This is a genomic window from Bradyrhizobium sp. 41S5 (assembly GCF_011516665.3).
In the GTDB taxonomy this organism is placed as follows: Bacteria; Pseudomonadota; Alphaproteobacteria; order Rhizobiales; family Xanthobacteraceae; genus Bradyrhizobium; species Bradyrhizobium quebecense.
Genome location: NZ_CP083721.1, coordinates 8,145,509 through 8,169,329, shown reverse-complemented (window position 1 = coordinate 8,169,329; position 23,821 = coordinate 8,145,509). Strand labels below are relative to the sequence as shown.

The following is a 23,821-nucleotide window of genomic DNA, read 5'->3' as shown; positions in this document are numbered from 1 at the left end:
ATCGGGCGCAGAGCATGGTTTGCCGTCTGTCGCCTGACAGCCACGAGGATGCATCACATCGGCCCGTGCGGGTGTTGCTGGAACCGGGCGGTATCTTGATGCCCGGCAGCGACTTTCGCTGGAGCTCCGTCGGCGGCAGTGATAACGGCTGAGACGACCATCTCACGACGGACCGCATGCCGAAACCTCCGCTCCCTCCTGCCAATCGCGGGCCCAGCCCACCCCCGGCTCTGCAACGCGCCATGGTCGCGCTGCAGATGGGGCAAGTCGTCGAAGCCGAGCGGCTGGCGGCGGAGGTGTTGAAGGCAAACCGGACCGATGTCGGCGCGGCCTCGATCCTGGCACGGGCGCTGATGGCCCAGAACCGCAATGAGGAGGCGATCGCGCCACTCGAACGGATAGCGCGCCGCGTTGAGGATCCCGGAGTCGAGACCTTGCTCGGCGCGGCGCTCGCCGGAGCCGGTCGGCGCAACGAGGCGATCGATCTGTTGCGGCGAACCGCCGCGCGGCGGCCACCGTTCCTGCCTGCATTTCAGGGGCTGGCAGGGCAATTGGGCGCGGCCGGCCGCATCGACGAGGCGGTTGCCGTCATCGAGAGCGCGCTTGCTTTCGCGCCCGGCAGCGTCGAGTTGCTGCTCTTGCTCGCGCAGCTGCTGCCCCATCGCAATGAGCGCGGCCGCGCGCGAGAGATTCTCGAGAAGCTGCGCACCGTGGCGCCGGGACATCCCGATATTCTGGCCGCGCTGGCGCGTGTGCTGCTGCTCGACGGCGAATACGCGGCTGCGGCGGATCTCTACCGCCAGGTGCTGGCGCAGCGCCCAGACGATCCCCTGACGCGGACCAGCTTCTCCGCCTGTCTTCTGGAAATGGGCGACCGCGCTGCCGGCGAAGCCAATCTGCGTCTGGCGCTGCGCGGCCGGCCGCAAATGATCGGCCGCACGGCGTCGGCGCTGGCCATGGCATCGCATGGCCGCTTCTTCTTCCGTCCGAGCGCGGTTGCGAAATTTCTGAGCTAGGCAAAGCTCGGGCAAATCATGTCGCGAGAATGTGGGTGTATGACTCACAAGCGGCGCAACACACTCGGTGTCGTCCCTGCGGAAGCAGGGACCCATAACCACGAGTGGTCATTGTCAACCGCTGCCGGAACGACGAGTCCCTTCACCACATCCGCCGCGGAGTATGGGTCCCTGCTTGCGCAGGGACGACGGATGGCGTGAGCCTCGCCGGAGCGCGTCTCGTGCGCCCGATCTAGGTCCGAAACTGGCGGCGATAGAGTCCAGGCTCGCGGGCCATCCTGTTGGACAGTTCCTGTGCGCGCGACGTTTCATCCGGCGTCATCGCCGCGGTCTGCGCGGCCCAGTTTTCGCGCTTCACCGGGAAGCATTGCGCAACCGGTGTGCCCTTGGGCAAGGTGCCGCTGAAATTGGTGTCGTGCCAGCGCGCCGGGAAGTGAATCCAGCTGTCGTGAAACAGATCGCAATCGACCATGCCGGTCAGCGTGGTGAACGGCAGGTCGAACCGGTTGACCGGATGCGTGAAGAACAGCGAATAGCCCGGCGGCGCCTCGATGGTCCACAGATTGACGAACTTGATGAGGAAGCGGTCCGGCTCGAACAGCGGCGAGCCGATCACCTGGCTTTCGTCGTGGAATCCGACCGGCGAGCGCGGGAATTCGAGCACGCCTCCGGACGGAAGGTCGTTGTCCCATGTGATCTCGCCATTCTCGATATCGAGATCGCAGACCAGCGGCATCAGGAAACCCGATGTCATCGCATCGACGAATGGCGGGCACCGCTTGACGGTATCTTCCTCGCGATTGCTCATCGCATTGAAGGCCTGCGTCGGCATCGCCTTGAGCCATCCGGGAAGGCCCAATGACGCGGGTACCGGTGGCGGAATCTTGCCCTCGAGCTCCGCCGGGCAGCGGAATTTGATGGTCATCGCTTCGTTGTTGTTGGACACGGCTTCGGCCCTTGGTTCGTTCACTGTCGGCAGCGCCCTTGCGCCAGTCGATGCTGATCTAGCACGCGATGACGGGGCGGAGAAAGCAGCCCCATCTCGCGCAGGACGAGCTGCGGCATGGAGCCATAAGTTGTTGTTATCATGACGGATAAGGAAAGCCCTCGATTCCCGGTGCAGCGCGCATGCCAATTCCGTTTTGATGCGTCTTTCCATTCGCCGGTGTGCAAGACTTTCCCGATAGGCATTGGCTTTCGATGCCTGTCGGGCGCATCATGGCGGGCGTCGCTGACGACGAGATTTGCAGCAGGTAACGGAGGGACCGATGGCCGAATCGAAGGTTGAGACCGCCAACACTGCAGGCACCGCGCCACCCTCCGGCGACAGCGGCGGCGTCAGCGAGCTCGCGATCGCGACCGTCCGCACCGTGCCGATCGAGCAGGCGCAGTCCCGTACCGAGCACGATCTGCTCGGCGAGGACGATGTGCCTGCCAATGCGCTGTGGGGCATCCACACCAAGCGCGCGGTGATGAACTTTCCGATCACCGGCGTGCCGGTCGGCCACTTTCCGGAGCTCGTCCGCGCGCTGGCGCTGGTCAAGCAGGCCGCCGCGCGTGCCAACAAACGCCTGGGTTATCTCGCGCCGGAAAAGGCCGATGCGATCGACAGGGCCTGCACCCAGATCGCAACCGACAAGGTCTATGCCGAGTCCTTCGTCGTCGATGCAATCCAGGGCGGCGCCGGGACCTCGACCAACATGAACGCCAACGAGGTGATCGCCAACGTCGCGCTGCGGCTGATGGGCAGGAAGCCCGGCGATTATCACGTGCTGCATCCGAACGACGACGTCAACATGGCGCAGTCGACCAACGACGCCTATCCGACCGCGTTGCGGCTCGCGGTGATCTTTGCCACCCAGCCGCTGGTGCGCGCGCTCGATGACCTTGCCTATGCCTTCAAGGGCAAGGCGGTGGAGTTCGCCGATGTCCTGAAGATGGGCCGTACCCAGCTTCAGGATGCGGTGCCGATGACACTCGGCCAGGAGTTCGACGCCTTCCACGCCACCGTGAAGGAGGACGTCGCCCGGCTTAACGAGATCTCCAGCCTGTTCCGCGAAGTCAATCTCGGCGCCACCGCGATCGGGACCGGCATCAATGCCGATCCGCGCTATGCGGCGCTTGCGGTCGAGGAGCTGTCGCGGTTGTCGGGCCAGCCCATGGTGCTGGCCTCGAACCTGATCGAGGCGACCTCCGACCTCGGCGCCTTCGTGCTGTTCTCCGGCGTGCTGAAACGCGTCGCGGTGAAGGTGTCGAAGATCTGCAACGACCTCCGCCTGCTGTCGTCGGGGCCACGTACCGGCATCGGAGAGATCAGGCTGCCTGCGGTGCAGGCCGGCTCGTCGATCATGCCTGGCAAGGTCAACCCGGTGATTCCGGAGGTGGTCAACCAGGTCGCCTTCCTCGTGATCGGGCACGATCTCACGGTGACGATGTGCGCCGAAGGCGGCCAGCTCCAGCTCAACGCGTTCGAGCCGACCATCGGCTATTGCGTGTTGAGCTCGCTGCGCATGTTGACGGCGGCGATCGATACGCTGACCAGGCGTTGCGTCGACGGCATCGAGGCCGATCGCGAGCGTTGCCGCAGCCTGGTGCAGGGCTCGATCGGACTGATCACGGCGCTGGCGCCGGCGCTCGGCTATGAGGCCTCATCGCGCGTGGCGCGCCGCGCGCTGAAGGAGAACCGCTCGGTCGCCGACATCGTGCTGGAGGAAAGGCTCCTGACCGAGGACCAGCTCAACCAGCTGCTCGAGCTCGAAGCCATGACCCGCCCGGCGCGCCGTCAGCCCGTGCCCAAGTTGAAGGAGTGAGCAGATCAAGAGGTCCACTCGTCATGGCCGGGCCATAGGCGGGCGGGAGCGAGGTCGTCCTTCAGGCGACCATGCTCGGGCATGACGAGCGGTTGATCTATGCCGCGAGCGCTACAGCGTCTTGATGAACTCGATCAGGGCGCGGCGCTCGTCTTCCTTCAACTCCGGTCCGATCACGCCGAGGCGCTTCTCGTTCGAGAATTCATGTCCGGAATTGCTGTTGCCGCGCTTGGTGGTGTCGAGCACGAAGGCGTTCTTGATCTTGTCCTTCCAGACATAGCCGAGATCCCTGGGATCATACTCCCGGTTGCCGAGATAGAAGGTCGAGGGACGATCCTTCACCGGCGACAGCAGCGCGTAGATGGACGGCACCGATCCGTTGTGCAGATAGGGCGGGGTCGCCCAGATGCCGTTGAGCGGCCGGACCTTGTAGGCGAGCGGCGCCTGGATCTCGTTCGGCCGGTAGCCATTGATGCGCTTGCGGTCCTCCGGCGGAGTCTTGTTCTGGTCATACCAGTAGTCGACGGTCTTCTCGACCAATTCGCCGAGCGCCGGTCCGAAACCACCGTCCTTGATATTCAGATTGGCCGGCGTCTCGACGGTGCGGCTCGCAAGGCCTTCGGCCTGCGCGCTGTCGGTGCCGATATGGCTGATCGGAATCATCTCGACGTCGAGCAGCGGCTGGCCTGCATCGTTCTTGACCCACCGCTTGTCGTCCTCGAAGAGCGCGAAGGCTTCGCTCGCGGGCAGCGCCTTGCTGTCGATCGCGGGGCCATGGCAGCCCTGACAGTGCGTCTTGTAGAGCTCGCCGCCCTTTCTCGCGAGATCCATGTCGATCTTCGGCAGGATATTGTCCGGCCATTTGGGCGATGCCAGGCCGCCAAAGCCCTTCGTCTTGCTCGGCGGCTCGCCGGCGATCATCCGCTCCATCTCGTGCAGCACGTCGATCCGCGCGCTGGATTTGAACAGGCCCCTGGACTCGTCGAGCAGATTGAGCTCGGCGCTGACGCCGAGCGCCTCGCCGGCATTGCGCACCATCGGCTGCATGATCGAGCCGTCATACTGCACCCAGCTGAACCATGGCGCGTTCCAGATCCGCGGGAAATGCACCGGCGCCGAATGCGCGGCGTAGTTGTTCGGATTGTTCAGATCGATCGAGAACACCTGGTTGCCGATCCGGTTCAGTGCGTCGAGCCGCGTATAGCCTTCCTCGACGCTGTTGGCGGCGACCTTGGTCTCCAGTGCGTTGATGTTGGCGTATTGCTTCAGCACGAGATCGAGCTGGCCGCGCAGCGCCATGCGCTCGTCGAGGCTGGCATCCTTGCCGAGGATCTCGTCGGCAAAGCGCGAGAAGCGGCCTGGCCAGAACCGGGTCAGCAGCAGCGAGACGCCGACGCTCTTCTGGAACTCGAACAGATTGGTGTTGGCGGGCCCGCCGTCGATGACGATCTCGGTGCCGCGATAGCTGAAGCTTCCGGTGTGGCAGGCGGAGCAGGTCAGCCCGACCCCGTTCATGTCGGCCTTGCTATGCGGGTTGCGCCAGGGCGCGCCGTTGGCGTCGGCCATCGGGCCGCTCGGCGCAAAGCCGATCGGCAGTGCATCGGGCTTACCTGGTATCACGGTATCCGGAATGAAGCCGAAGCGGCCGAGATAAGTGGTCTCGCTGAGCCGCGGTGCCGCAGTGAGCAGCGGCCAGACCGTCGGCTGCTCCAGCGCCATGAACCATTCAAGGGGAATGCCGAAAGTCCGCGTGCCCTGGTCGGCGTGATAGAACCAGCGCAGCCGCTCGGCGCTGACATTCTGATCCAGCCACACCGTCTTTGCCGGCGGCTGGTAGTCGACGACCTTGACGCGGAAGCCGCTCGCCACCGTCTCGATATCGTCCTTGAGGTAGAGGACGCCGGCGACAATCAGCAGCCCGATAAAAAAGATCGTCTTGCGAGGCATGCCCCGTCCCCCAATTCGCGGTACCCGCGGGTCATACTGATGAGATATTAAAAATCGTCGAAACAGGTTCGCGTTAAGCGTGTGATGCGCTGTGCGCGATCCTACAGTGGCGGCTGTTGGTCTAACAACGGAAATGTTGCAGAGGAAATGTTGGTTGGCTGTGAGCCAGTTCACTTGCGGCGTGCTCTCCCCGGCGGCATTTGCGCGCATGGACGCCTACGGCTAGAAATGACGGAGCAACAATACTTCGAGATGTCATCTTGAACGCGCCAAGTGCACAACCGCTCACCATCACGGTCTCGGACGACAGCGCGGTGTCCGCACTGCTGCTGCGACCGGCGCAGGCCCGTAGCGCCTATGTGTTTGCGCATGGCGCGGGCGCCGGCATGACGCATCCGTCGATGGAGACGATTGCGGTCGGCCTCGCCGAGCGCGGCATCGCGACCTTGCGCTATCAGTTTCCCTTCATGGAGAAGGGCAGCAAGCGGCCCGATCCGCCCGCCGTCGCGCAGGCGACGGTGCGCGCCGCGGTCGCGGAGGCTGCGCGCCGTTGCGGCGAACTGCCGCTGTTCGCCGGCGGCAAGTCGTTCGGCGGCCGCATGACCTCGCAGGCGCAGGCCAAAGCGCCGCTCGCCGGCGTGCGCGGGCTGGTGTTCCTGGGCTTTCCCCTGCATCCCGCCGGCCAGCCGTCGAGCGAGCGAGCCAAGCATCTCGCCGAGGTCAAGGTCCCGATGCTGTTTCTGCAGGGCACGCGCGACGCCCTGGCGGAGCTCGATCAGCTCGAACCGGTGGTGAAGGGGCTGGGTGCGCGCGCGACGTTGCAGTTGGTGCAGGAGGCGGATCACTCCTTCCATGTCCTGAAGCGCTCCGGCCGCAACGACCGCGAGGTGATGGCCGAGGTGCTCGATGGCTTCGCGGCCTGGGTCGCGAAGCATGCGTGAGCAGGCATTGTTTCGTAAGTCGGATGGAGCCAACGGGTCGCGCGAACGCGCGCCCGGTGACCGGCTCCGCGAAATCCGGGGCAGGCTTTTCCGTGTGTGACCCGTCCCGGATTGCGCTTCGCTGCATCCGGGCTACGCATCAGCCTGACGCCGCGCCGCCATAGATCCGGTCGCGCAGGCGGCGCATGCCGGACAGCCAGCGCTCGCGATTGGTGGCCTTGCGCTGCATGTATTCCTGCACCTGGGGATGCGAGAGGATCAGGAAGCGCTCCTCGGCCATCGCCTCGATCACCATCCGTGCCACTTCGCCGGGCTGCAGCACGCCGTCGACGCGCGCCGCGCTCGGGCCCGGCGTGGTCATCCCCGTCTGCACCGATTGCGGGCAGAGCACGGAGACTCGGATGCCGCGATCGCCATACTGGATGGCGAGATGTTCGGCGAGCGCGACGGCGGCGTTCTTGGTCACGCCGTAAGGCATCGAGTTCAGCGAGGCCAGCAGCCCCGCCGCGGACGCCGTATTGAGCAGATAGCCGGAGCCGCGCGCGAGCATGCCGGGCACCAGCGCGCGCGCCGCGAACACGTGGCTCATCACATGCACGCGCCAGCTCACATCCCAGTCGGCATCGGACGCTGATTCCTGTCCCTTGCGCGACAGCCCGGCATTGGAGAAGAACACGTCGACCGGGCCATACTTGTCCTCGGCCGCGGCGATCAGCGCCTTGACGTCCTCCTCGAGCCCGATATCGGCGGTGACCGCGAGCCCGTCGATGTCGCCGGCGACGCTGGCGAGCCGGTCGCGCGAGGTCTTGAGATCGGCGACCACGACGCCGCGGGCGCCAGCCTCCGCATAGGCCCGCGCCACCGCTTCGCCGATCCCGCTCGCGCCGCCGGTGACGATGCAGACCTTGTCCTTGACTTGCATGGTTCGATATCCCTGCTTGTTAGCGTCGTGGGGCGGATTGTCAGCCCTGATAGAGCCCCTTGTCACGCGCCTTCTGGATCGCGAGCGCGGCCATCAGGTCGACCATCGGGGTCGGAAGGTTAGCTGCGCGGGCAAACGCCGCCGGTGCGCGCACCAGCGCATCGATCTCCATGGCGCGGCCGAGCTCGTAGTCCTGCAGGATCGACGGCTTGTGGTCCGGCGCCGGCCCTGAGCGGGTGACGCGCTTGACCTCCGGAATGTAGTGCGTCGCCACCGCATTGGCCTCGCCGAGCAGGCGCGGGATCATGTCCTGCATGTCGGGATCGTCGCGGACGCCGCGTGCGGTCAGACCCGTCAGCAGGCAGAGCACCGACATCGACATGTTGGTGAGTAGCTTCGACCAGATCGTCTCGCGGATCTCCTTGACCTCGGGCGATTCGATCGCGGCGTCGTTAAGTGCCGCACGCAGAGTGGCGATGCGCTCGCTCTGGCGATCGTCGCATTCGCCGATCAGGAGGCGGTTGCGATCCGGCGACAGGTTCGCCACCACGCCGGGCGCAACCACTTCATTGGAGGAGAAGATCACGCCGCCGATGACCCGCTCTTTCGGGATCGCGCTGCGCAGGCGCCCGCCGGGATCGAGGAAGCCGAGATCGGGGATCGCAGGATGCTGCGGCGGCAGGCCGAGGTCGTACCACCAGGGAATGCCGTTCTGCGCGAACACGATTGCGGTGTCGCGTTCAAATAGTGGCAACAGCCCGGTTGCGAGCGCGCCGATGCCGGTGGCCTTCAGCGTGCTGATCACGACGTCCTGCGGCCCGAGCTCGGCAGGATCGGCCGACGCCTTCACCTTCGCGGTCACGCTGCTGTCGCCGACCTTCAGCGTCAAGCCGTTGGACCGGACCGCGTCGAGATGCAGTCCGCGCATCACGCAGGACACATCGTGGCCGGCGCGTGCCAGCCGGACTGCGAAATGGCTGCCGACGGCGCCCGCGCCGAAAATGCAAATACGCATGAGTGGAACAAGTCCTTGCAACGTGTCGCGTCAGTTTCCACAAGCGCGGGGCATTGCGCAACCCGCCATGCATGCGGCGCGGCCGCGCGCGCTCGAAAGTGATGGATCAAGGCAGCTCCGCTCGCCATAGTGCCTGATAACAGCAATGCCGAACGAGGGAGAACGTCATGTCGGCCAGCCCAGTCCTGTGGAGCCTCAATGCGCGCGGGGTCGCGACCGTCACGCTGAACCGCCCCGAGGTCAACAACGCCTATGACGGCGCGCTGATTGCGGGCGTGCTGGCCGCGATCGAGGATCTCTCGACCAAGCCGGTGCGCGTCGTCGTGCTGAACGGCAACGGCAAGCATTTCCAGGCCGGCGCCGACCTGAAATGGATCAACGGCGTGCGGCCGAAATCTCTGGAGGAGAACGAGGCGGCGTCGCGCGCCACCTTCGAGGCGGTGCAGCGCCTCAACACGCTGCCGGTCCCGACCGTGGCGCTGGTGCAGGGCGGCTGTTTCGGCGGTGGCACCGGGGTGATCGCGGCCTGCGATATCGTGATCGCGGCCGATAACGCGCTGTTCTCGATCACCGAGGTGCGCTGGGGCCTGACGGCTGCGATCATCATCCCGCAGCTCTGCGATGCCATCAGCGTGCGCCAGGTGCGCCGCTACGCGCTGACCGGCGAACGTTTCGGCGCCGAGGACGCCCGCCGCATCGGCCTAGTCCATGAGGTGGTGCCATCAGCCGATCTCGAAAGTGCCGGCGCCAAGGTCGTCGAGCAGCTGCTCGGCAACGCGCCGGATGCGATGGCCGAGACCAAGAAGCTGGCAATGGAAAGCTCGTTCGGCGGCATGGGTGTGGACGATGAGGCCTACAAGCGCCTCGTGCACCTGCACTCGGCGAAGCGGCAGACCGCCGAGGCCGCCGAAGGGCTCGCATCCTTTGCCGAGAAGCGCGCGGGCCGCTGGGGTAGCGGCGCGGCATAAGCTCGGCCGCTCAGCTCAACAGCCGCGGCAGATGCCGTGCATGCTGCGATAGACCTCTTCGTCGTCGCGACGCATCTGCTGCAGCGATTCGAATGTCCTGGATTCGCTCGACTGGGTGATCGTCGGCTCGGGCTTGCGCTTGGCCGCCAGCTCTTGCTCCTGGCGATGGTAGCGGGCCTCGCGTTCCGGCTTGGCCTCGATGAACCGACAGGTCTCGATCGCCGCCGCGGGCCCGGCGGCGAGGATGAGGCCAAGCGACACTGAGATCAGGAGTTTCAAAGCGGGCGATCCTTATCCGTCCTTGTCTCAGGTCGGCATGCAAAGGGCAAGACTGCCGCCATGTCAAAGCGATTGCGACAGCGACTTCTTCAATGTCTTCAGCAGCGCCTGCACCGCGGCGGCATTGATGCGGCGCTCGGGAACGGCGGCCTTCACCCACAGTTCCGGGATCGGAAAGTCCGTCAGCACCGGCTGTAACGCACCGTCGCGCAGCGCGTCCGCGACCAGATAATGCGAGAGCAGCGCGATGCCGTTGCCGGCGATCGCGCTTTGCGTCAGCACACGGCCTTCGTTCGACGAGAGAATCGGGCGCACCTGGACATTGATGCGGCCGCGCGGTCCCTCGAACGGCCATTCCGGTCCGGTCGGCAGGAAGCTGAGGCAGCGATGATCGACCAGGTCGCGTGGATGCTTCGGTGTGCCGTGCCTCTTCAGGTACGCTGATGAGGCGCACAATAGCCGCGGCAGCCGGCACAACGGCTCGTCGACGACGCCGCCGAAGGAATGCGGGAAGGCGCCGATCGCGATGTCAAAACCTTCGGTCACCGGATCGACCGGGCGGTCGATCATCACGATCTCGAGCTTCACGCTTCCGTTCTGTTTCTGGAAGACCGTGAAGGCATCGGCGAGCCGTGCGACCGTCAGCGAGGTCGGCGCCTTGACGCGCAGATGATCGGTGAGATCGCGCTGCTTCTCGCCCATCCGCGACAGGAGATCGCCGACATCGGCAACCACGCCGCGGGCGCGATGGACATATTGCTGCCCGGCTTCGGTCAGCCGCAATTGGCGGGTCGAGCGGTGGAACAGCGCGGTGCCGATCCGCTCCTCGAGCTGGGTGACGCGCTTGGCGACGACCGACGTCGCGACGTTGAGCTTGCGTGCCGCGGCGGAGAAGCCGCCGGCGTCGGCGGTGGCGAGGAAGGCCTCGAGGTTGACCAGCGTATCCATCCGCGCTTCCCGGGGGCCTTTCTCGATTCGCGAAAGCTGATTACATAATTTGGTGGATTGTACTGCAATCCGCATCAATTCATAGTTGGCCCAATCAACTTTGTTCAGGGCGGAAATGATGCGAGCGAGCACGATCGAAGAACCTGCGCGGCAGGTCCCGGTCTATGGCGAATATGACGTGGTGGTGCTTGGCGGCGGCCCGGCCGGCATCGCGGCAGCCGTCGGCGCGGCGCGTGCCGGGCGGCGGACCCTCTTGATCGAGCGCTACGGCTTTCTCGGCGGCATGGGCACCGCGGCGGGCGTGACCAATTTCTGCGGGCTGCACGCCAACATCTTCGGCGAGATGCATCGGGTGGTGCAGGGCATCGCCTCCGACCTGCTGGCGCGGATCGACCGGCTCGGCGGGTTGAATGCGCCGCATCTGATCCTCGGCAAGATCCTTGCGCAGGCCTATGACACCGCGGCCTACAAGATCGCGGCGGACGATCTGCTGGCGCATCACAAGGTCGATATCCTGTTCCACGCGCTCGGTGCCGGCGTCGTGATGGACGGCGCGCACATCCGCGCGCTGATGGTGGAAACCAAGGCCGGCCGGCAGGCGGTGCGGGCCGGCATCTTCATCGATTGCTCCGGGGACGGCGACCTCGCGGTGTGGGCGGGCGCGCCCTATGAGGTCGGCGACAACAAGGGCGGCATGCTCTACCCCTCGATGATGTTCCGCCTCAACGGCATCGATCCGGCGAAAGCGGGTGATGCGTGGCGGACCATTCTGGCGCTGATGGCGCAGGCCGAGGCCGCCGGCACGCATAAATTCCCGCGCAAGTCCGCGATCGTGCGGCCGCAGAAATCGCAGATCGAATGGCGGGTGAATTTCACCCAGGTGACGCGGAGCGATGGCGGCGCCATCTCCGGCATCGACCCCGATGACATGACGCGCGGCGAGATCGAGGGCCGCCGCCAGGCGGTCGAGGCCTTTGCGTTCCTGCGCACGGTGCCCGGCTTCGAGAATTCCTACATCGTCGATCTGCCGCCGCAACTCGGCATCCGCGAGACGCGCCGCGTGATCGGCGGCTACATGCTGTCCGGCGAGGACGTGCTGGGGTGTGCCTCGTTCGAGGATTCGATCGGCGTCAATGGATGGCCGAAGGAGTCGCACGTGCCGGGCGACGTGATCTTCGAGTTTCCGCCGATCCCGGAGAGCCGCGGCTACAATGAGTTGCCCTACCGCATGCTGGTGCCTGATGGCGTCGACAATCTCTTGGTCGCCGGCCGCTGCGCTTCGATGACCCATGAGGGGCAATCGGCGGCGCGTGTCTCCGGTGCCTGTTTCGTGATGGGCGAGGCGGCGGGAACCGCGGCGGCGCTGGCACTGTCGGGCAATACGATTCCGCGCGACATTTCCATCGAAAAGTTGCAACAACAGCTTGGCAAGCAGGGCGCGTTCATCGGCCGCGATCAGGCCGTGCCCGAAGGACTCTAGAGCGTTTTCAAGCGAAGTGGATACCGGTTCGCGTGAAGAAAAGGCGTCAAAACAGGAATCTCGGGCCCCGTTTCGATTTGATCGGAACGGAAATGGCTCCCGGCGGAGGACGGCAATGAAGGGTTGGGCGCGGCTCGCACTCGCGGGACTGCTGGTGTGGGCCGCGAGCGGTATCGCGCGGGCCGATGATCTCCTGAAGGCGAAGGTCGGTGTGTTGCGTCTGTCGTCCTCTGCGCCGGTGTTCATCGCGCAGGATAAAGGCTATTTCCGCGACGCCGGCCTCGATGTCGAGCTGAAGTTCTTTGACGCGGCACAACCGATCGCGGTCGCGACCACGTCGGGCGATGTCGATTTCGGCATCACGGCGTTCACCGCGGGGCTCTACAATCTCGCCGGCAAGGGCACGCTGAAGGTGATCGGCGGCATGAGCCGCGAGAAGGCCGGCTATCCCCTGATCGGCTATTTCGCCAGCAACAATGCCTACACGGCCGGCCTCAAGACCCCGAAGGATCTCGCCGGCAAGCGCGTTGCGGTGACCCAGGTCGGCTCCAGCTTCCACTATTCGCTCGGCCTGCTCGCCGACAAATACGGCTTCAAGCTGTCCGATGTGAAGATCGTGCCGTTGCAGTCGCTGTCGAACGCGGCCGCCGCGCTGAAGGGCGAAACGGTCGACGCGGCGCTGTTGCCGGTCTCGACCGCGCGGACGTTGATGGATTCGGGCGGCGCGAAATTCCTGGGTTGGGTCGGCGACGAGACGCCGTGGCAGTTAGGGGCCATCTTCGCGTCGCCGAAGACGCTGGCCAATGCAAAGCTGGTGACAAGGCTGCTCACCGCGCTCACCCGTGCCGACCATGAATACCACGACGTGATCCTGACGGCGATCAAGGACGGCGTGGTGCCGATCAACGAGAAAACAAAACCGCTGCTCGAGATCATCGCCAAATACACCAATCTTCCGGTCGAGCAGGTGGTCGGCAACTGCGCCTATGTCGATCCCGACGGCAAGCTCGACGTGAAGAACGTCGACAACCAGATCAAATGGCTGCAGGAGCAGGGCTTCGTGGACAAGGGCTTTGACGCCGGCACGATCATCGCCAGGGATTACGTGAAGGCGGATTGATGGTGGATCGCGCGCACCACTCTATCACCGTCACCCTGAGGAGCCGCGCTGCGGCGTCTCGAAGGGTCGACGGCCCGGCGGCATCGGGGCCGTGCATCCTTCGAGACGCGCTTTGCGCTCCTCAGGATGACGGTTCGAGCTGGGAAAGCGGGGCAATATGGACCTGATCGCCGACCATATCAGCCATCGCTTCGGCGCGCTCGACGTGCTCGACGATATCTCCTTCACAGTTCGTGCCGGCGAGATCGTCGCGATCGTCGGGCCGTCCGGCTGCGGCAAGAGCACGCTGCTGTCGATCCTCGGCGGCCTGCTGCGGCCAACCGCCGGTGCCGCCGAGCTGCGCGGCGTGGCGCCGGCCGGCAGCCTCAATCCGTTGACTTTCGTGTTCCAGGATTTTGCTTTGCTGCCGTGGAATACGGTCGAGGAGAACGTCGCGTTTCCGCTGCTGCACGCGGCCTTGAGCGCCGGCGAGCGCCGCGCTGTGATCGACGACGCGCTGCGCCGCACCGGACTCCTGGACTTTCGCGCTGCCTATCCGAAGCAGCTGTCCGGCGGCATGCGCCAGCGCGTCGGCATCGCGCGTGCGCTCGCGGTTCGCCCAGCCATATTGTTGATGGACGAGCCGCTGTCGGCGCTGGATTCGCAGACCCGCGAGCTCCTGATGGAGGATTTCGTCGGCCTGCTCGCCGACGGCGCGATGGGCGCGGTCTATGTCACGCACAACCTCGAGGAAGCGGTGCGTCTCGCCGACCGCGTCGTGGTGCTGTCGCGCCGCCCCGGTCGCATCAGGGAGATTGTGACCATCCCGATGACGCGCGCCGAGCGCGGCGCGGCGGATGCCCGCGCGCAGATGGCCGTCTTGCAGGGCGAGTTATGGTCGCTGATCCGGAAAGAAGCGATCGATGCCGAGCGCGAGGTCCAGCATGCTTGAGCGCTCCCCACAGGAGACGAAGCCCCAATCCGCGGAAGCGACGCGGCCGGTCGCGTTTCGCGGTGCCGGCTTCACTCCCGGCGGCAGCCGCTATGCCGGCTGGATCGCGCTCGCGCTGGTCATTGCGGTCTGGCAGCTTGCAGGCAGCGCAGGATTGGTCAACCCGCTGTTCCTGCCGGCGCCGTCGGCGATCGCGGTTGCGATCACCAAGCTCGCGATGTCGGGGGCGCTGTGGCAGCATCTGTCGTGGTCGATCATGCGGATCGGCACCGGCTGGATCATCGGCACGGCAGCGGGCGTCATTGTCGGCTTCGCGATCGGGCTGTCGACCATGGCGCGCGGCGTCGGCATCACCTTCATCTCGGCGCTGTTCCCGATTCCGAAGATCGCGCTGCTGCCGCTGCTCATCCTGTGGCTCGGGATCGGCGAGGAGCCGAAGATTGCCACCATTGCGCTCGGGGTGTTCTTCTCGACCGCGATCTCGGTCTATAGCGGTGTCGATGCGGTGCCGCGCAATTTGATCCGGATGGCGCAGAGCTTCAACGTGCCGTTCCACGCCATCGTGCGCCGCGTGATCTGGCCGGGCGCGCTGCCCTCGATCCTCGCCGGCTTCCGCATCACCGCGTCGGTCGCGCTCTTGCTCGTCGTCAGCGCCGAGATGATCGGCGCGCAATACGGCATCGGCGCCTTCGTGCTGCAGGCCGGCAATCTGATGCAGACCGATCAGCTGCTCGCCGGCGTCGTGATCCTGTCGCTGTTCGGGCTTGCGGTCGGGAAATTGATCAACCTGCTGGAGACGCGGCTGCTGCACTGGCGGTGAGACGCACTCTGCGAACCACAATGCACGCTGTCGTCCCTGCGAAAGCAGGGACCCATAACCACAGGATGTCGTTGTAAGAAGCGGCTGGGGCTCCAGCACCTCGAACAACAAAACCCTGTGGTTATGGGTCCCGGGTCGCGCTTCGCTTGCCCGGGACGACAGCATTACACTTTGCTGCGCCTCTTACGCGTTGCCCCTGTCCTCGCGGAACAGATCGAGCTTCTGCTGCACCGGGCGATCGGAGAACGAGAACAGCACGGAATCGGCATCGGCCTCATGGGTAACCCAGTGCCAGCTCGGCACCACGAACAAATCGCGCGGTCCCCACTCGAAAGTCTGGTCGCCGACCCGGGTGCGGCCCTTGCCCTCGATCGCGGCGAACACGGTGGCATCGGTCGACCGATAGCGCGCGGTCTTGAAGTTTTTCGGCAGCAGCTGGATGAAGGTGCCGATGGTCGGCATCGCAAAATCGCCGGTCTCGGGGTTGGAGAATTTCAGCTTGAGGCCGTGACAGGCGTCCCATTCGTCGCTCGCCCTGGCCTTCTCCAGCGCCTCGCGGGTGTATTCATAGGGGTAGTTGAAGATCGGCGAGGTCTTCGAGGTCCGCTTCTGGTCGATCGGCAGCAGGTTGTGGCCGTAGCGCGCGAAGCTGGCGCCGGCCGGCTTGGAGATCGACTGCTGATCCTCCTTGGCGCCTTCGGCGAAAGAACAGTCGAAGAACTGCACCATCGGGATGTCGAGCCCGTCGAGCCAGAACATCGGCTCACTGGTTTCGTTGGAATGGTCGTGCCAGGTCATCGACGGCGTGATGACGAAGTCGCCCGGCGACATCGCGGTGCGTTCGCCGTCAACGGCAGTGAAGGCGCCCTTGCCCTCGAGCACGAAGCGCAGCGCGGACTGGGCGTGACGATGAGCGGGGGCGACGTCGCCCGGCACCACCATCTGCACGCCGGCGAACAGCGAGGTCGTGATCTTGGACTGGCCGCGCAGTCCCGGATTTTCCAGCACCAGCACGCGGCGCTCGGCTTCCTTAGCCGTGATCAGCCTGCCGGCCTCGTTCATGTAATCGCGGATCTGGTCGAACTTCCACAGATGCGGACGGCAGGCGCTCTTCGGCTCCGGCGTGATCAGATCGTTCATCACGTTCCAGAGCGCCGAGAGGTTCTGGCCGTCGATCTTCTTGTAGAACGCCTCGCGCTCCGGGGTCTTCTGCACGGCTTCCATGGCAAGCCTCCCATCATTCTTGTCGGTTCAATTGATTGACAGTATACTTACAATATGGCTAGCGTCAACAAACCAAGCCAATGAGGCAATGCAAGGGAGGTTCCGATGAAGCTGCATGGCTATTTCCGGAGCAGTGCGTCCTACCGGGTCCGGATCGCCCTCAATCTGAAGGGACTGACTTCAGAGCATCTGCCGCATCATCTGCGCAAGGGCGAGCAGTGCGCGCCGGCCTATCTCGCGATCAATCCGCAGGGGCTGGTGCCGACGCTGGAGAGCGATGCCGGCGCGATCCTCACCCAGTCGCTCGCGATCATCGAATGGCTCGACGAGACCCATCCCAATCCGCCGCTGCTGCCAAAAGACCCGCTGCGGCGCGCCAAGGTGCGGGCGTTAGCGCAGGCGATCGCCTGCGACACCCACCCGGTGCAGAATTTGAAAGTGCTGGCGCGGCTGCGTCAGCTCGGCCTGCCTGAGGAGCAGGTGACCGAGTGGGCGGCCTGGGCCAATCGCGAAGGCCTGTCGGCCTGCGAAACCCTGATCGCTGAGGAGGCCGGGCCGTTCTGCTTCGGCGATCAGCCGACGCTGGCCGATCTCTGCCTGGTGCCGCAACTCGCCAATGCGCGGCGCTTCGGCGTCGACGTGTCAGCCTATCCGCGCCTGCTCAGGGCAGAGGCCGCGGCAAAACAAGTCAAGGCGTTCGCCGACGCCGCGCCGGATAAGCAGCCCGATGCCGAATAGCAAGCCAACGCCCGTCACCATGGACGCGGTCTACACCGCGCCCGGTTATCTGTTCCGGCGCATGCAGCAGATCGCGGTCGCGCTGTTCATCGAGGAGTGCAAGGCGTTCGACCTGACGCCGGTGCAGTATGCCGCGCTGGTCACGATCTCGACCCATCCCGGCATCGACGCCACCCGGCTCTCGGCGGTGATCGCGTTCGACCGCTCCACGCTCGGCAATGTGATCGAGCGCCTGCAGGCCAAGGAATATATCGTCCGCAAGCCGGCGCCCGAGGACAAGCGCGTCAAGCTGCTCTACCTCACCAAGGCCGGCGCCGCGGTGCTCAACGACATCATGCCCTCGGTCGACAAGGCGCAGGCGCGGATGCTGCAGCCGCTGAAGCCGGCCGACCGCAAGACGCTTCTCTCGCTCTTGACCCAGCTCGTCGACCTCAACAACGAGGCGTCGCGCGTGCCGCTGCGCGCCGAGGATGCGCTCGAACATCTGGGGAGGGCGGGCTGATGGCGGAGGGCAAGTCGGTCCTGATCGCAGGCGGCGGCATCGGCGGTCTCGCCGTGGCGCTCGGCCTCGCGCAGAAGGGCATTCGCTCCATCCTTCTGGAGAAGGCGGCCGTGCTCGGCGAGATCGGCGCCGGCATCCAGCTCGGGCCGAACGCGTTCCACGCCTTCGACTATCTCGGCGTCGGCGAGGCCGCGCGCGACATGGCCGTCTATATCGACCAGCTTCGGCTGATGGATGCGCTGACCGCCGATGAGATCACCCATATCGACCTCGGCGACGCCTTCCGCGCACGGTTCGGCAATCCCTATGCCGTGGTGCATCGCGGCGACCTGCACGGCGTGTTCCTGCGCGCTTGCCAGAATCACGAGCTGATCGAACTGCGCGTGTCCAGCGAGGTGACAGGCTACGAGCAGAATGGTTCATCGGTGACCGCAAAGCTCGCCAGTGGTGAGCGCATCACCGGACGCCTGCTGATCGGCGCCGATGGGTTGTGGTCCAACATCCGCAAGCAGGTGACGGCAGATGGGCCGCCGCGCGTCTCCGGCCACACCACCTATCGTTCCGTGATCCCGACCGAGCAGATGCCGCAGGATCTGCGCTGGAACGCGGCCACGCTGTGGGCCGGCCCGAAATGCCACATCGTGCATTATCCGCTCTCGGGCTGGAAGGTGTTCAACCTCGTCGTCACCTATCACAACGATGCGCCGGAGCCGGTCGCGGGCAAGCCGGTCTCCGAAGACGAGGTGATGAGGGGCTTTACCCACGTCCACGAGCGGGCGCAGAACATCATCCGCCACGGCACCAACTGGAAGCTTTGGGTGCTGTGCGACCGCGATCCCACCGAGCGCTGGATCGACGGCCGCGTGGTGCTGCTCGGCGACGCCGCGCATCCGATGCTGCAATATTTCGCGCAAGGCGCCTGCCAGGCGATGGAGGACGCGGTATGCCTGTCGCACATGCTGGCCAATCACGACGATCATGCGGTCGCGCTCGATGCCTACCGCGCGCAACGCTTCCCGCGCACCGCGCGCGTGCAGCTGATGTCACGTGCAATCGGCGAGCACGTCTACCATCCCGCCGGCGACCACGCTCGAATCCGCAACGCGATCATGAGCGCGAAGTCGCAGACCGAGTGGTGCGACGATATCGCGTGGCTGTATGGCGGGACGGGGCTGGGTAGCTAGCTACTCGATCTGAGATGCGCGACATGCGCCACATTCCTGGTGTCGTCCCGGACAAGCGAACGCGATCCGGGACCCATGACCACCGATGGCTGTTGTCATAGCAGGATGGGGCCCCAGCCTTCGCGCCACAAATATTTGTGGTTGATGGTGTGGACGGCCCCCTACGGCATCAGTGTGCCAGAATGAGGTTGTTGCAAATCTCAGACATGGAGACCGTCCGTGAGCCAGATTATCCGCATTGGGATGGATACGTCGAAGTATATTTTTGTGTTGCATGGGGTTGATGCGACGGAGCAGGTGGTACTGCGCAAGAAGCTGTCGCGCAGACAGGTGCTGGAGTTCTTCGCCAAATTGCCGCCGACCGTGATCGGGATGGAGGCCTGCGGGGCGTCGCAATATTGGGCGCGAGAGCTTTCCAGGCTGGGCCATGAGGTGAAGCTGATGGCGCCGCAATTGGTTAAACCCTACGTGATGCGGAACAAGAATGACGGGCGGGATGCAGAAGGCCTGTGTGAGGCGATGAGCCGGCCGAGCATGCGCTTCGTACCGGTGAAGACGGCCGAGCAGCAGGCTGCGCTGATGCTGATGGGGGTCCGCGACGGATTGATCGCCCGGCGCGCCCAATTGACCAATACGATACGCGGCCATGCGGCGGAGTACGGCCTGATCGCGCCCAAGGGACTGGACGCGATCGAACCACTGCTGGCGCGGATCGCGCAGGACGAGACGCTTCCCGCTCTGGCGCGCGAACTGTTTGTGGTGCTGGGCCGGGAGCGCGTCAGGCTCGAGGGTGAGTTGGAGGCGGTTGAGGCCAAGCTGATGGCCTGGCACCGCGGCGATGCCACGGGCCGGCGCCTGGCTCAGATCCCCTCGGTCGGTCCGATCGTTGCAACCGCGCTGGTGATGAAGACACCTGATCCGGGCGCGTTCCGCTCCGGTCGTCACTTTGCGGCCTGGCTGGGATTGACACCCAAGGACCACTCCACCGCTGGCAAGACCAGGCTTGGCAAGATCACGCGGGCGGGCGATGAGGACCTGCGCCGTTTGCTGGTCGTCGGGGCCACGGCGGTGATCCAGCAGGCCAGGCGCGGACGCGGTCATCACTCGCGCTGGCTGCTGGCGCTGATCAAGCGCAAGCCGCCGAAGCTTGCGGCCGTAGCGCTCGCCAACAAGGTGGCGCGCATCGCCTGGAAGCTGATGGTGACGGGCGAGAGTTATGACGCCGCACGGCTGAATGCCGCTACGACGGGTACCGCTTAACAGATTGGCCGGCCGGCGGGCTCGCTCGTCAGCCGACCCGGAGCTGCAAGAGCAGATGGAGCGATCGATCGAGCAACGATGCGAGACAATCCGCAGGACCCATCGGCCGCCAACAGGTCGCGTGGTTGTTTGGAACTCGCATCGCGCAAACCATCTTGGCCAGCGATCCATTCGATCGCACTCAACAGGCCGGACATATGGATGCAAGCGATCCGATCAATCCCAGAAAGCTCTTGTGCCACGGGGGCCGTCCACATATGGGTCCTGGCCTTCGCCAGGACGACAGCGAATTTGCGGTGGTCGCGTCCATTGACCGGCCCCTCACATCCGCATCACCGCCTGGCGATCGATCTTGCCGGTGCCGGTCTTCGGCAACTCGTCGATGAATTTTACCTCGCGCGGATATTTGTAGGGCAGCAGCTTCGCCTTGACGTAGTCCTGCAGCCGCCGCGTCGCCTCATCGGTGTCGAAGCCGGCCTGGTTCATCACCACCACGGCGCGCAGCGTCATGCGGCGGTCAGGCAATTCGGCGGCGTAGACGGCGCATTCACGGACGTCAGGGTGATCGGCAAGACACAGCTCGACTTCCAGCGGATAGACCCACTGGCCGGAGATCTTGATCAGATCGTCGGCGCGGCCGCGGAAGAAGTGGAAGCCGTCGCTGTCGCGCACAAAACGGTCGCCGGTGTAGATCCAGCCGTCCTCGCGCACGGTCTCGGCGGTCTTGTCCGGCTGGTTCCAATACAGCGGCGTCGCGGAATCGCCGCGCACCCACAGGATGCCTTCCTCATTATCGCCGACCTCGCGGCCGTCGCTGTCGCGCAGCATGATCTCGTAGCCGGGCACGCGCAGGCCCGCGGCGCCGAGCTTCTTCCGCTCCGCGCGGTTGCTGAGATAGACGTGCAGCACCTCGGTCGAGCCGAGCCCCTCGATGATATCGAGCCCGGTGAGCCGCTTCCAGCCGTTGAACACGTCGGACGACAGCACCTCGGCCGCCGAAACCGCCATCCGCAGCGAGGAGAAGTCGGCTTGCTCGGCGCCTTCGGCCTTGGTCAGGGTGATGTAGAGCGTCGGCAGGCCGAAGAACACGGTCGGCCGGTACTGCGCGATGGCCGCGAAGATCGCGGCCGGCTTCGGCTGGCTAGGCAGCAGCAGCGTCGCGGCGCCCACTGAAAAGGGAAACGTGATCGAGTTGCCGAAGCCGTAGGCGAAGAAGATCTTCGGCACCGAGAAGCAGATGTCGCCGGGCTCGAGCTTCAGCACGTTGCGTGCAAAGGCGCGCTCGCTATAGGCCATGTCGTGCTGCAGATGCACGATGCCCTTGGGGCGGCCGGTCGAGCCCGACGAATACATCCAGAACGCCATCTCGTTGCGGTGGGTGTCGGCCGCGTCGAGCTCGCCGGGAAAATCTTGCAGCCATTCGTCGGCGTTGCGCGCGTCGCAGACGGCATGATCGACAGCGCCGCCATTGACCAGGATCAGCGTGCGCAGCGGCGTGTCCTTGCAGGCCTCGGCGTTGAAGCGCGAACAGAACTCGGCATCGGTGACGGCGACCTGCGCGCCGGCGTCGGACAGATAGAATTGCAGCAGTTCCGGCGTCGTCAGCGTGTTGATGAGCAGAGGGACGAAGCCGGCGCGCACCGCGCCGAAGAACGCCGCGGGGTAGGCCGGCGTGTCGTCGAGGAACAGCAGGATGCGGTCGCCGCGTTGTAGCCCGAGCGATTGGAATGCGTGGCCCCAGCGCGCTGCGTCAGTGCACAGCTCGCGATAGGTCCGCGTGCCGGCAGGGCCGGTCAGCGCCAGGCGTTCGGCGTTGCCGTTGCCGAGATTGTCGAACAGGATGCGGCTCGCATTGTAGCGTTCGGGGATCGTGAAGCCGATCTCGCGCGCACCGGGACTATCCAGCGGAACCTGGTCGGCGATCCCAGTCATGATTGTCCCTTTGCGGCTTCGTACCGGGCCATGAAGGCCGGTGACATCGCGCGCAGCCGCGCATCGTCGATCCGGCCGGAGCGGGTGATGTAGCCGTAGGCGAAATCCATCAGGTCGCGCTTCATGTGCGCGGGGAAATGCTCGTACCAGTCGGCGCTGGTCCGCGCCGCGGTAACGAGCTTCTTGACGATCGGCTTGCGCTCGCTCTCATAACGTTGCAGCGCGGCGGCGATGCCGCCGTCGCTCTCCAGCGCCTTAGTTAGCGCGATCGCGTCCTCGATCGCCAGCCGGGTGCCCGAGCCGATCGAGAAATGCGCCGAATGCAGCGCGTCGCCGATCAGCACCATGTTGCCGTGCGACCAGCGCTCGTTCCAGATCCACGGGAAATTGCGCCACACCGATTTGTTCGAGATCAGCTTGTGACCATCCAAGGTCGCGGCGAACACCTGTTCGCAGATCGCCTGCGATTCCTCGATCGTCTTGTCGGCGAAGCCATAGGCCGCCCAGGTCGCCGCGTCGCACTCGACCAGGAAGGTGCTCATGTCCTTTGCATAGCGATAATGATGGGCGTTGAAGCTGCCGCGGTCGGTCGCCACGAAAGTCTGCGACAGAGTCGCGAACGTCTTGGTGGTGCCGTACCAGGCGAATTTGTTGGAGGAATGCGAGACTGAAGCGCCGAACGCGGCCTCATAGCCCCGGCGGACCATCGAATTCAGCCCGTCGGCGGCGACGATCAGGTCGTAACCGCTGAGCTGGTCAACCGATTGCACCACGGTGTCGAAGCGCGGCGTGACGCCGGTGCTGCGGACACGCTCTTGCAGGACCGTCAGCAGCGCCAGCCGGCCGATCGAGGAGAACCCGACGCCGTCGATCTCGACGCTCTCGCCGCGCAGATTGAGGGTGATGTTCTTCCAGCTCTCCATCCGCGGCGCGATGGCGTCGACCGTCTCGGGGTCGTCGGCGCGCAGGAACTCCAGCGCCTGCTCGGAGAACACCACGCCGAAGCCCCAGGTGGCGCCGGCGGCGTTCTGCTCGAACAGATCGATCTCGGCGTCAGGATGACGCTTCTTCCAGAGATAGGCGAAATAGAGCCCGCCGGGCCCTCCGCCGATCACGGCGATCCGCAACGTCTGCCTCCCAGATTGACAGTGTACTTACAATTTGGGTCCAGACTAATCGCCCTCTGGCGGGAACGCCAGAGGGAAAATGCGCGCGGCGACTGGAAGCGTGGCCGCGAACGGCTCAGTAGCAGCGGCGGACCTTGACCCCGCCGACCATACCCAGCGGCAGCCGGCGACGACGGGCTTGCGGACGACGACCGCGCCGCGCGTGCTCGCGCATCCGGCGCGATAGGGGCCGCGCCCGCACACGACCGCGTTGGCATCGGAGGACTCGAAGGTCATGGTCGCGGCAGAGGACAGCAGGGCCGCAGCGATCAGCAATAATGAGCGCATGACATTGTCCCGGAGTGAGGCTGGTTGGCCTGTGGGTGACAGCAAGGTGCTGCGGCTTCATGCCCGGCAAGTCGCCGGGCGCCTATCGTCTCACCGCCTGCGCGGCTATTTCTTTTGCGCTTCTGCCAGTACCTTCTTGCAGGCGGGCGTCAGCTTGTCGCTCTCCTTGGCAAGACAGGCGATGATGCGCCCGCCGCCGGGCGTCACGCTTTTGCAAAACTTCTGATAGTCGCCCATGCAGGCGTCGCGTTGCGCCGATGTCAGCTCCTGGGCGTAGACGGCGGTTGAGCCGCAAAGCAGAACGGCGGTCAGGACAAGACGCAGCATCGA

At 65.2% G+C, this 23,821-nt stretch carries 23 protein-coding genes; 12 read left to right on the top strand and 11 right to left on the bottom strand.

What is annotated here, in order from left to right; genetic code table 11:
* The first annotated feature begins 257 nt into the window (after positions 1–257).
* Positions 258–1,016 carry a tetratricopeptide repeat protein gene (locus HAP47_RS39135; RefSeq protein WP_231169040.1) on the top strand — a complete coding sequence of 253 codons (759 nt, stop codon included), beginning with the start codon at positions 258–260 and terminating at the stop codon, positions 1,014–1,016.
* Between the two features lie 232 nt (positions 1,017–1,248).
* Here the strand turns inward: HAP47_RS39135 and HAP47_RS39130 are convergent, their stop codons facing one another.
* Entirely contained in the window at positions 1,249–1,941 is a 693-nt protein-coding gene (locus tag HAP47_RS39130) for a hypothetical protein (protein WP_173640741.1), read from the bottom strand.
* 343 nt (positions 1,942–2,284) lie between these two features.
* On the opposite strand from HAP47_RS39130, the gene HAP47_RS39125 reads away from it, so the two are divergent.
* Positions 2,285–3,826 (top strand): aspartate ammonia-lyase, encoded by a 1,542-nt coding sequence (locus HAP47_RS39125; RefSeq protein WP_173640199.1) that lies wholly within the window; start codon positions 2,285–2,287, stop codon positions 3,824–3,826.
* A gap of 111 nt (positions 3,827–3,937) precedes the next feature.
* Here HAP47_RS39125 and HAP47_RS39120 read toward each other — a convergent pair whose 3' ends face one another.
* The gene (locus HAP47_RS39120; RefSeq protein ID WP_173640200.1) at positions 3,938–5,773 is read right to left on the bottom strand and encodes a c-type cytochrome; all 1,836 of its coding nucleotides are present in this window, start codon (positions 5,771–5,773) and stop codon (positions 3,938–3,940) included.
* Between the two features lie 260 nt (positions 5,774–6,033).
* Between HAP47_RS39120 and HAP47_RS39115 the strand changes: the two genes are divergently transcribed.
* Positions 6,034–6,714, top strand: coding sequence for an alpha/beta hydrolase family protein (locus HAP47_RS39115; protein ID WP_173640201.1), 681 nt, complete (start codon positions 6,034–6,036; stop codon positions 6,712–6,714).
* A 139-nt stretch (positions 6,715–6,853) separates the two neighbouring features.
* On the opposite strand, the gene HAP47_RS39110 is transcribed toward HAP47_RS39115, so the two are convergent.
* Positions 6,854–7,636: an SDR family oxidoreductase gene (locus HAP47_RS39110; RefSeq protein ID WP_173640202.1), complete on the bottom strand. Its 783-nt coding sequence runs from the start codon at positions 7,634–7,636 to the stop codon at positions 6,854–6,856.
* Positions 7,637–7,676: 40 nt separating this feature from the next.
* On the bottom strand, positions 7,677–8,651 hold the full coding sequence (locus HAP47_RS39105) for a ketopantoate reductase family protein (RefSeq protein WP_173640203.1): 975 nt from the start codon (positions 8,649–8,651) through the stop codon (positions 7,677–7,679).
* Positions 8,652–8,818: 167 nt separating this feature from the next.
* On the opposite strand from HAP47_RS39105, the gene HAP47_RS39100 reads away from it, so the two are divergent.
* On the top strand, positions 8,819–9,619 hold the full coding sequence (locus tag HAP47_RS39100) for an enoyl-CoA hydratase-related protein (protein ID WP_173640204.1): 801 nt from the start codon (positions 8,819–8,821) through the stop codon (positions 9,617–9,619).
* A 15-nt stretch (positions 9,620–9,634) separates the two neighbouring features.
* Here HAP47_RS39100 and HAP47_RS39095 read toward each other — a convergent pair whose 3' ends face one another.
* Entirely contained in the window at positions 9,635–9,898 is a 264-nt protein-coding gene (locus tag HAP47_RS39095) for a hypothetical protein (RefSeq protein ID WP_210285289.1), read from the bottom strand.
* Between the two features lie 63 nt (positions 9,899–9,961).
* The gene (locus HAP47_RS39090) at positions 9,962–10,846 is read right to left on the bottom strand and encodes a LysR family transcriptional regulator (protein WP_173640205.1); all 885 of its coding nucleotides are present in this window, start codon (positions 10,844–10,846) and stop codon (positions 9,962–9,964) included.
* Positions 10,847–10,964: 118 nt separating this feature from the next.
* Here HAP47_RS39090 and HAP47_RS39085 point away from each other — a divergent pair, with 118 nt between their 5' ends.
* The 4 genes from HAP47_RS39085 (at position 10,965) to HAP47_RS39070 (ending at position 15,197) form a co-directional block, all read left to right on the top strand.
* Positions 10,965–12,326 carry an FAD-dependent oxidoreductase gene (locus tag HAP47_RS39085; protein WP_173640206.1) on the top strand — a complete coding sequence of 454 codons (1,362 nt, stop codon included), beginning with the start codon at positions 10,965–10,967 and terminating at the stop codon, positions 12,324–12,326.
* Entirely contained in the window at positions 12,301–13,446 is a 1,146-nt protein-coding gene (locus tag HAP47_RS39080) for an ABC transporter substrate-binding protein (RefSeq protein WP_371821844.1), read from the top strand. Before HAP47_RS39085 ends, HAP47_RS39080 begins: the two co-directional genes overlap by 26 nt.
* Before the next feature lie 157 nt (positions 13,447–13,603).
* Entirely contained in the window at positions 13,604–14,377 is a 774-nt protein-coding gene (locus HAP47_RS39075) for an ABC transporter ATP-binding protein (RefSeq protein ID WP_173640208.1), read from the top strand.
* The gene (locus HAP47_RS39070) at positions 14,370–15,197 is read left to right on the top strand and encodes an ABC transporter permease (protein ID WP_173640209.1); all 828 of its coding nucleotides are present in this window, start codon (positions 14,370–14,372) and stop codon (positions 15,195–15,197) included. Before HAP47_RS39075 ends, HAP47_RS39070 begins: the two co-directional genes overlap by 8 nt.
* A 183-nt stretch (positions 15,198–15,380) precedes the next feature.
* Here the strand turns inward: HAP47_RS39070 and gtdA are convergent, their stop codons facing one another.
* The gene (gene gtdA / locus HAP47_RS39065; RefSeq protein WP_173640210.1) at positions 15,381–16,421 is read right to left on the bottom strand and encodes a gentisate 1,2-dioxygenase; all 1,041 of its coding nucleotides are present in this window, start codon (positions 16,419–16,421) and stop codon (positions 15,381–15,383) included.
* Between the two features lie 105 nt (positions 16,422–16,526).
* Between gtdA and maiA the strand changes: the two genes are divergently transcribed.
* From maiA to HAP47_RS39045, 4 genes are all read left to right on the top strand, one after another.
* On the top strand, positions 16,527–17,159 hold the full coding sequence (maiA, locus tag HAP47_RS39060; RefSeq protein WP_173640211.1) for a maleylacetoacetate isomerase: 633 nt from the start codon (positions 16,527–16,529) through the stop codon (positions 17,157–17,159).
* Entirely contained in the window at positions 17,149–17,661 is a 513-nt protein-coding gene (locus tag HAP47_RS39055; protein ID WP_173640212.1) for a MarR family winged helix-turn-helix transcriptional regulator, read from the top strand. The genes maiA and HAP47_RS39055 overlap by 11 nt, the downstream gene beginning before the upstream one ends.
* Entirely contained in the window at positions 17,661–18,845 is a 1,185-nt protein-coding gene (locus HAP47_RS39050) for a 3-hydroxybenzoate 6-monooxygenase (RefSeq protein ID WP_173640213.1), read from the top strand. Before HAP47_RS39055 ends, HAP47_RS39050 begins: the two co-directional genes overlap by 1 nt.
* A gap of 219 nt (positions 18,846–19,064) precedes the next feature.
* Positions 19,065–20,105: an IS110 family transposase gene (locus HAP47_RS39045; protein WP_173640214.1), complete on the top strand. Its 1,041-nt coding sequence runs from the start codon at positions 19,065–19,067 to the stop codon at positions 20,103–20,105.
* A gap of 321 nt (positions 20,106–20,426) precedes the next feature.
* Here HAP47_RS39045 and HAP47_RS39040 read toward each other — a convergent pair whose 3' ends face one another.
* The 4 genes from HAP47_RS39040 to HAP47_RS39025 all read right to left on the bottom strand — a co-directional run bounded on the left by HAP47_RS39040 (position 20,427) and on the right by HAP47_RS39025 (position 23,818).
* Positions 20,427–22,037, bottom strand: a complete 1,611-nt coding sequence (locus HAP47_RS39040; RefSeq protein WP_210285290.1) for a benzoate-CoA ligase family protein — start codon at positions 22,035–22,037, stop codon at positions 20,427–20,429.
* Positions 22,034–23,164: an FAD-dependent monooxygenase gene (locus HAP47_RS39035; RefSeq protein WP_173640215.1), complete on the bottom strand. Its 1,131-nt coding sequence runs from the start codon at positions 23,162–23,164 to the stop codon at positions 22,034–22,036. The genes HAP47_RS39040 and HAP47_RS39035 overlap by 4 nt, the downstream gene beginning before the upstream one ends.
* Before the next feature lie 45 nt (positions 23,165–23,209).
* Positions 23,210–23,491: a hypothetical protein gene (locus HAP47_RS39030; protein ID WP_371821723.1), complete on the bottom strand. Its 282-nt coding sequence runs from the start codon at positions 23,489–23,491 to the stop codon at positions 23,210–23,212.
* A gap of 105 nt (positions 23,492–23,596) precedes the next feature.
* Positions 23,597–23,818, bottom strand: coding sequence for a cysteine rich repeat-containing protein (locus HAP47_RS39025; protein ID WP_173640216.1), 222 nt, complete (start codon positions 23,816–23,818; stop codon positions 23,597–23,599).
* Positions 23,819–23,821 lie beyond the last annotated feature (3 nt).

Bases quoted from the DNA above. Each gene is read 5' to 3' on its own strand.
- HAP47_RS39135 (WP_231169040.1), top strand. From the start codon at position 258: ATGGGGCAAGTCGTCGAAGCCGAGCGGCTGGCGGCGGAGGTGTTGAAG.
- HAP47_RS39130 (WP_173640741.1), bottom strand. From the start codon at position 1,941: ATGACCATCAAATTCCGCTGCCCGGCGGAGCTCGAGGGCAAGATTCCG.
- HAP47_RS39125 (WP_173640199.1), top strand. From the start codon at position 2,285: ATGGCCGAATCGAAGGTTGAGACCGCCAACACTGCAGGCACCGCGCCA.
- HAP47_RS39120 (WP_173640200.1), bottom strand. From the start codon at position 5,773: ATGCCTCGCAAGACGATCTTTTTTATCGGGCTGCTGATTGTCGCCGGC.
- HAP47_RS39110 (WP_173640202.1), bottom strand. From the start codon at position 7,636: ATGCAAGTCAAGGACAAGGTCTGCATCGTCACCGGCGGCGCGAGCGGG.
- HAP47_RS39105 (WP_173640203.1), bottom strand. From the start codon at position 8,651: ATGCGTATTTGCATTTTCGGCGCGGGCGCCGTCGGCAGCCATTTCGCA.
- HAP47_RS39100 (WP_173640204.1), top strand. From the start codon at position 8,819: ATGTCGGCCAGCCCAGTCCTGTGGAGCCTCAATGCGCGCGGGGTCGCG.
- HAP47_RS39090 (WP_173640205.1), bottom strand. From the start codon at position 10,846: ATGGATACGCTGGTCAACCTCGAGGCCTTCCTCGCCACCGCCGACGCC.
- HAP47_RS39085 (WP_173640206.1), top strand. From the start codon at position 10,965: ATGCGAGCGAGCACGATCGAAGAACCTGCGCGGCAGGTCCCGGTCTAT.
- HAP47_RS39075 (WP_173640208.1), top strand. From the start codon at position 13,604: ATGGACCTGATCGCCGACCATATCAGCCATCGCTTCGGCGCGCTCGAC.
- HAP47_RS39070 (WP_173640209.1), top strand. From the start codon at position 14,370: ATGCTTGAGCGCTCCCCACAGGAGACGAAGCCCCAATCCGCGGAAGCG.
- gtdA (WP_173640210.1), bottom strand. From the start codon at position 16,421: ATGGAAGCCGTGCAGAAGACCCCGGAGCGCGAGGCGTTCTACAAGAAG.
- maiA (WP_173640211.1), top strand. From the start codon at position 16,527: ATGAAGCTGCATGGCTATTTCCGGAGCAGTGCGTCCTACCGGGTCCGG.
- HAP47_RS39055 (WP_173640212.1), top strand. From the start codon at position 17,149: ATGCCGAATAGCAAGCCAACGCCCGTCACCATGGACGCGGTCTACACC.
- HAP47_RS39050 (WP_173640213.1), top strand. From the start codon at position 17,661: ATGGCGGAGGGCAAGTCGGTCCTGATCGCAGGCGGCGGCATCGGCGGT.
- HAP47_RS39040 (WP_210285290.1), bottom strand. From the start codon at position 22,037: ATGACTGGGATCGCCGACCAGGTTCCGCTGGATAGTCCCGGTGCGCGC.
- HAP47_RS39030 (WP_371821723.1), bottom strand. From the start codon at position 23,491: ATGCGCTCATTATTGCTGATCGCTGCGGCCCTGCTGTCCTCTGCCGCG.
- HAP47_RS39025 (WP_173640216.1), bottom strand. From the start codon at position 23,818: ATGCTGCGTCTTGTCCTGACCGCCGTTCTGCTTTGCGGCTCAACCGCC.